This window comes from Pseudomonas sp. SDO5591_S426, from assembly GCF_054070755.1.
In genome coordinates this window covers 1-7,029 of sequence record NZ_JBSVXD010000244.1, presented here as the reverse complement: position 1 = coordinate 7,029, position 7,029 = coordinate 1, and the positions used below count along the sequence as shown (strand labels likewise).

General features: G+C 61.4%; 4 protein-coding genes. All 4 read left to right on the top strand.

Features of this window, described 5'->3' with window-relative positions:
• Positions 1 to 103: 103 nt before the first annotated feature.
• The 4 genes from mnmC to ACW9JC_RS27395 all read left to right on the top strand — a co-directional run bounded on the left by mnmC (position 104) and on the right by ACW9JC_RS27395 (position 6,963).
• Complete coding sequence (mnmC, locus tag ACW9JC_RS27410; protein WP_457458928.1) at positions 104 to 2,089, top strand: bifunctional tRNA (5-methylaminomethyl-2-thiouridine)(34)-methyltransferase MnmD/FAD-dependent 5-carboxymethylaminomethyl-2-thiouridine(34) oxidoreductase MnmC; 1,986 nt, start codon at positions 104 to 106, stop codon at positions 2,087 to 2,089.
• Positions 2,090 to 2,234: 145 nt separating this feature from the next.
• On the top strand, positions 2,235 to 4,007 hold the full coding sequence (locus ACW9JC_RS27405) for an N-acetylglutaminylglutamine amidotransferase (RefSeq protein WP_457458926.1): 1,773 nt from the start codon (positions 2,235 to 2,237) through the stop codon (positions 4,005 to 4,007).
• 3 nt (positions 4,008 to 4,010) lie between these two features.
• Positions 4,011 to 5,756 carry an N-acetylglutaminylglutamine synthetase gene (ngg, locus tag ACW9JC_RS27400; protein ID WP_457458924.1) on the top strand — a complete coding sequence of 582 codons (1,746 nt, stop codon included), beginning with the start codon at positions 4,011 to 4,013 and terminating at the stop codon, positions 5,754 to 5,756.
• Positions 5,757 to 5,772: 16 nt separating this feature from the next.
• Positions 5,773 to 6,963 carry an osmoprotectant NAGGN system M42 family peptidase gene (locus tag ACW9JC_RS27395; RefSeq protein ID WP_416128579.1) on the top strand — a complete coding sequence of 397 codons (1,191 nt, stop codon included), beginning with the start codon at positions 5,773 to 5,775 and terminating at the stop codon, positions 6,961 to 6,963.
• Positions 6,964 to 7,029 lie beyond the last annotated feature (66 nt).

The window sequence follows — 7,029 nt, the reverse complement described above, 5'->3', positions numbered from 1 at the left end:
TCGCCATCGCGGGCAAGCCTTGCTCCTACAATGGCGGTTCAGCGCAAACGCTCCATTGATCACGATCAGCTAGAATGGCCGTCTTGCCGTTACCGAGCCTGCCATGAAACCTGTATTGCCCCACGCCCAGCTCGATTGGGACGACCAAGGTCGTCCGTATTCGCGCGTGTTCGACGATGTGTATTTCTCCGATAAGTCGGGGCTGGACGAAACCCGTTACGTGTTCATCGAGCAGAACCGTTTGGCGGAGCGTTTTGCTGCGTTGCCGCAAGGGGGTCGACTGGTCATCGGCGAGACCGGTTTCGGTACGGGGCTGAATTTTCTGTGTGCCTGGCAGGTGTTCGAACAACACGCGGCGGCCGGTGCGCGGATGCATTTTGTCAGTGTCGAAAAATACCCGTTGAGCCCCGCCGACCTGCAACGCGCCCTGGCGCTGTGGCCGGAACTCAAGGTGTTTGCCGATCAATTGCTGGCGCAGTACGTAGCGATCCATCAAGGTTTCCAGCGCCTGACGCTGGCCAACGGTCGAGTGACGCTGACCTTGATGATCGGCGATGCGCTGGAGCAACTGCCGCAACTGGATGCGCAAATCGACGCCTGGTTTCTCGACGGGTTTGCCCCGGCGAAAAACCCTGACATGTGGACCGCCGAACTGTTCGTCGAACTGGCGCGGCTGGCCGCCCCCGGCTCGACCATCAGCACCTTCACCAGCACCGGTTGGGTACGCCGTCTGCTGAATGCCGCCGGCTTCAAAATGAAACGCACCCCGGGCATCGGCCATAAGTGGGAGATCCTGCGCGGTGAATTCCTCGGTTGGCCGCCAGAGGTTCTCGCGCCCACGCCAGTCAAACCGTGGTTCGCCCGCCCTGCACCGCTGACCGGTGAGCGCCGGGCACTGGTGATCGGCGCCGGGCTTGCCGGTTGTGCCAGCGCGGCCAGTCTGGCGGCGCGGGGCTGGCAAGTGACGCTGCTAGAGCGCCACGCCGACATGGCCCAGGAAGCCTCCGGCAATCCACAAGGCGTGCTTTACCTGAAGTTATCGGCCCACGGCACGGCGCTGTCGCAAATGATCGTCGCCGGATTCGGCTACACCCGACGCCAGCTCGAACACCTGCAACGCGGCACCGATTGGGACGATTGCGGTGTGCTGCAACTGGCGTTCAACGCCAAGGAAGCCGAACGTCAGCAGCAATTGGCCGACGCGTTTCCCGAAGATCTGCTGCAACTGTTGGATCAGCCCCAAGCGCAGAAACTCGCGGGCATCGGGTTGGACCACGGCGGGCTGTACTATCCCGAGGGTGGTTGGGTTCATCCGCCGGCGCTGTGCCAATGGCAAGCAGCGAATCCGCACATTCAAATGTTCACGCACCACGATGTGGTGGAGTTGCGCAAAGTCGATGGCCAGTGGCAAGCCTGGGATGGTGAACGGCTGCTTGCCAGCGCCCCCGTGGTGGTATTGGCCGGCGCCGCCGAAATCCAGCGTTTCAGCGAAACCGCCGATCTCCCGCTCAAGCGCATTCGCGGGCAAATCACCCGTCTGCAGCAAACCCCACACAGCCAGGCATTGAGCACGGTGGTCTGCGCCGAAGGCTATGTCGCTCCGGCACGGTTGGGCGAACACACCCTGGGCGCCAGTTTCGATTTCAAGAGCGACGACCTGACCCCGACCACGGCCGAACACCTCGGTAACCTGGCCATGCTCGAAGAGATTTCCCACGATCTGGTCATCCGTCTTCAAGTCGACAATCTGGAGCCGGAAAGCCTTCAAGGCCGCGCCGCGTTTCGCTGTACCAGCCCTGATTACTTACCCATCGTCGGCCCCGTGGCAGACAGTCAGCTCTTCGCCCAAAGCTATGCGGCGCTGGGCAAGGACGCTCGGCAAGTGCCGGACGTCGAATGCCCATGGCTCGACGGTTTGTACGTCAACAGCGGCCACGGCTCGCGGGGGTTGATCACCGCACCGCTGTCCGGTGAATTACTCGCTGCCTGGCTCGATAACGAGCCCTTGCCGTTGCCCAGAAGCGTGGCCGAAGCCTGTCATCCGAACCGCTTCGCACTGCGTCGGTTGATCCGCCGAACCAACGCATAAAACGCCTTCCAACCGGTTCAGATTCCGCGACTTATAACTTATCGGTCTAAAACTCCGGGGATTCAGCCGGGTCAGTTTCTGAGTACCCGCCGTTTTGGCGCGGTATCGATTGACCCTCCCCAACGGAAAAACCGGTAAGGAATTTATGTGCGGATTAGCTGGCGAGTTACGTTTTGACAATCAACCTGCAGACCTCGCGGCGGTTGAACGAATCACCCATCACCTGGCCCCTCGCGGCCCCGACGCCTGGGGTTTTCATAGCCAGGGACCGATTGCCCTGGGCCATCGACGCCTGAAAATCATGGACCTGTCGAACGGCTCGGCGCAGCCGATGATTGATCATCAGTTGGGGCTGTCCCTGGCCTTCAACGGCGCCATCTACAACTACCCGGAGTTGCGCAAAGAGCTCGAAAGTCTCGGTTACGCCTTCTATTCCGGTGGCGACACCGAGGTCCTGCTCAAGGGTTTTCATGCCTGGGGCGAAGCACTGTTGCCGAAACTCAACGGCATGTTCGCCTTTGCCATTTGGCAGCGCGACACGCAAAACCTGTTCATTGCCCGCGACCGTCTCGGCGTAAAGCCGTTGTACCTGTCGCGCACCGGCCAACGCTTGCGCTTCGCCTCTTCCCTGCCGGCGTTGCTCAAGGGCGGCGACATCAACCCGATCCTCGATCCGGTAGCGCTCAATCACTATCTGAATTTCCATGCCGTGGTCCCGGCGCCGCGCACTCTGCTGGCGGGCATTGAAAAACTGCCGCCGGCCACCTGGATGCGCATCGACGCGGATGGCACCACCGAGCAAAAAACCTGGTGGACCCTGCCCTACGGCCCACACGCCGATGAGCAGAATCTGACACTCGAAGACTGGCGCGACCGCGTGCTCGACAGCACCCGCGATGCCGTCGCGATCCGTCAACGTGCAGCGGTCGATGTCGGCGTACTCCTTTCGGGCGGTGTCGATTCGAGCATGCTGGTGGGGCTGTTGCGTGAAGTCGGCGTGGAAAACCTGTCGACTTTCTCTATCGGTTTCCAGGATGCCGGTGGCGAGCGCGGTGACGAGTTTCAGTATTCGGATCTGATCGCCAAACACTACGGCACCCAACATCACCAATTGCGCATCGACGAAAAAGAGATCATCGAACAACTGCCTGCCGCGTTTCGCGCCATGAGCGAGCCGATGGTCAGCCACGACTGCATCGCTTTCTATCTGCTATCCCGGGAAGTGGCCAAGCATTGCAAAGTGGTGCAGAGCGGTCAGGGCGCCGACGAGTTGTTTGCCGGTTATCACTGGTATCCGCAGGTCGACGGTGCCAGCGATCCCTACGCGGCTTATCGCGAAGCGTTTTTCGACCGTAGCTACGACGACTACGCCGCCACCGTGCAGCCGAAATGGCTGACGGCGAATGACGCCGCCGGTGACTTCGTGAAGGAACATTTCGCACAGCCTGGCGCCGACGCCGCCGTGGACAAAGCCCTGCGCCTGGACAGCACGGTGATGCTGGTGGATGACCCGGTCAAACGCGTCGACAACATGACCATGGCCTGGGGCCTGGAGGCGCGCACGCCGTTTCTCGACTATCGCCTGGTGGAATTGTCGGCTCGGGTGCCGGGCAAGTTCAAACTGCCCGATGGCGGCAAACAAGTGCTCAAGGAAGCTGCGCGGCTGGTGATCCCGAGTGAAGTAATCGACCGCAAGAAAGGCTACTTCCCGGTGCCGGGTCTGAAGCATTTGCAGGGCGACACGCTGGACTGGGTGCGCGAGTTGTTGCTCGACCCAAGCCAGGATCGCGGCCTGTTCAATCCCGCCATGCTCGACCGTTTATTGACTGACCCGCAAGGTCAACTGACGCCGTTGCGCGGCTCCAAGCTGTGGCAATTGGCGGCTCTGAACCTGTGGCTCAGTGAACAAGGAATCTGATCGATGAAACCTCACGCCACGGCTTTCAGCCAACGCTTGTTGCGCGGTCAGGCGCCCTCCTACGAACGTTTGCAGGCGCGCCTGGCCGAAGACGGCAGCGCACTGGGCGGCGAGCCGATTGCGCTGCATTGCGGATGGGGCCGATTGCTGATCGGCCACACCTTTGCTGACCCGGCCAGCCTTGCCCGCGAGTTGCTCAACGAGCAGCCCGGCGAACGCGACATTGCGTTGTACGTCGCCGCGCCCCAGCAAGTGCTGGGGCTGGAGCCGACGCAGTTGTTCCTTGATCCGTCCGATACTTTGCGCCTGTGGTTCAGCGATTACCGCCAGGCAACCCGGGTGTTTCGCGGGTTCCGTATCCGTCGCGCCCAGAGTGAAGCCGACTGGTGTGCGATCAATCAGCTGTATCAGGCGCGCGGCATGCTACCGATCGATGCCACGTTGCTGACCCCGCGACACCTCGGCGGCCCGGTGTACTGGCTGGCCGAAGACGAGGACAGCGGCGCGGTGATCGGCAGTGTCATGGGCCTCAATCATCACAAAGCGTTCAACGATCCGGAAAACGGCAGCAGCCTGTGGTGCCTCGCGGTCGATCCGCATTGTTCGCGGCCCGGCGTCGGCGAAGTGCTGGTGCGGCATTTGATCGAGCACTTCATGAGCCGCGGGCTGAGTTACCTCGACCTGTCGGTGCTGCACGACAACCGTCAGGCGAAAAATCTCTACGCCAAGCTCGGCTTTCGCAACCTGTCGACGTTTGCCATCAAGCGCAAGAACGGTATCAATCAGCCGTTGTTTCTCGGTCCGGGTCCCGAAGCCGAGTTCAATCCATACGCGCGGATCATTGTCGAAGAAGCGCACAGACGGGGCATCGATGTGCACGTCGATAATGCTGAGGCCGGGATGTTCACGCTTAGCCATGGCGGACGCCGGGTGCGTTGCCGCGAATCCCTCAGTGATCTGACCAGCGCGGTCAGCATGACGTTGTGCCAGGACAAAAGCCTGACCCACAAAGTGCTGAAAGCCGCTGGCCTGAATCTTCCGGCACAGCAACTGGCGGGGAATGCCGACGACAATCTGGCGTTCCTCGACGAGCATCATCGGGTGGTGGTCAAACCGCTGGATGGTGAGCAAGGCCAGGGCGTGGCGGTTGATTTGCAGACCATCGAAGACGTCCAGCAAGCCATCGAAGCCGCCCGCCGGTTCGACAGTCGAGTGTTGCTGGAAAGTTTTCATGAAGGTCTCGATCTGCGAATTCTGGTAATCGGCTTTGAAGTGGTGGCCGCGGCCATTCGCAAACCGGCAGAAGTGGTAGGTGATGGTCAGCATTCAGTCGGCGCATTGATTGAAGCCCAGAGTCGACGCCGCCAGGCTGCCACCGATGGTGAAAGCAAAATCCCGCTGGATCATGAAACCCAGCGCACCTTGCATGCCGCCGGTTACGACTACAGCAGCATTCTGCCGGCGGGTGAGCATCTGTTCGTTCGGCGTACGGCGAATCTGCATACCGGCGGAATTCTCGAGGACGTCACCGCAATCCTGCATCCGACTCTGGTGGATGCCGCAGTGCGGGCGGCGCGGGCACTGGACATTCCAGTGGTCGGCCTCGACCTCATGGTGACCGCCGCCGATCAACCGGAGTACGTGTTTATCGAAGCCAATGAGCGCGCCGGACTGGCCAACCATGAGCCGCAACCGACGGCCGAGCGCTTTGTGGATTTGTTGTTTCCGCATAGTCAGCCGGTGGTTTGACCCATCAGGAGTTTCCATGACCATCAAATACCCAGAACCGGATCTGACCTACCTGCAAAAAGTCCTGCTGGAAATGCTCGCCATTCCCAGCCCCACCGGGTTCACCGATACCATCGTGCGCTACGTCGCCGAGCGCCTTGAAGAACTCGGCATTCCCTTTGAAATGACCCGTCGCGGCACGATTCGCGCCACGCTCAAGGGCAAGAAGAACAGCCCCGACCGCGCCGTGTCTGCACACCTGGACACCATTGGTGCGGCCGTGCGCGCCGTGAAAGACAACGGTCGCCTGACACTGGCCCCGGTGGGTTGCTGGTCCAGCCGTTTTGCCGAGGGCAGCCGGGTGAGTCTGTTCACCGACAACGGCGTGATCCGTGGCAGCGTGTTGCCGCTCATGGCTTCCGGGCATGCGTTCAACACTGCCGTCGATGAAATGCCGATCAGTTGGGACCACATCGAATTACGCCTGGACGCCTATTGCGCGACCCGCGCCGATTGCGACTCGCTGGGCGTCAGCGTCGGTGATTTCGTCGCCTTCGATCCGTTGCCCGAGTTCACCGAAAGCGGTCACATCAGCGCCCGTCATCTCGATGACAAGGCCGGTGTCGCAGCGCTGCTGGCGGCGTTGAAAGCCATCGTCGACAGCGGCGAGGAACTGCTGATCGATTGTCATCCGCTGTTCACCATCACCGAGGAAACCGGCAGCGGCGCGGCGGCGGCATTGCCGTGGGACGTCAGCGAATTCGTCGGCATCGACATCGCACCGGTCGCGCCCGGCCAACACTCCAGCGAGCATGCCGTGAGCATCGCGATGCAGGATTCCGGCGGGCCTTATGACTACCACTTGTCACGGCATCTGCTGCGCCTGGCCAGTGACAATGAACTGCCGGTACGCCGCGATCTGTTCCGTTACTACTTCAGCGATGCGCACTCGGCGGTGACCGCCGGTCACGATATCCGCACCGCCCTGCTCGCCTTCGGCTGCGACGCCACCCACGGCTACGAGCGCACCCACATCGACAGCCTCGCCGCCCTCAGCCGCCTGCTCGGTGCCTACATCCTCAGCCCGCCCGTGTTCGCCAGCGATGCGCAACCGGCCACGGGTTCGCTCGACCGGTTCAGTCACCAGATCGAGCATGACACCCAGATGGAAAGCGATACGCGGGTGCCGTCGGTGGATAGCCTGGTGGGGCAGCGGTCGGATAGCTAGGCCAACAATGAATATGTAGGAGCTGCCGAAGGCTGCGATCTTTTGATTTTCGGCGGTGCGACTGAT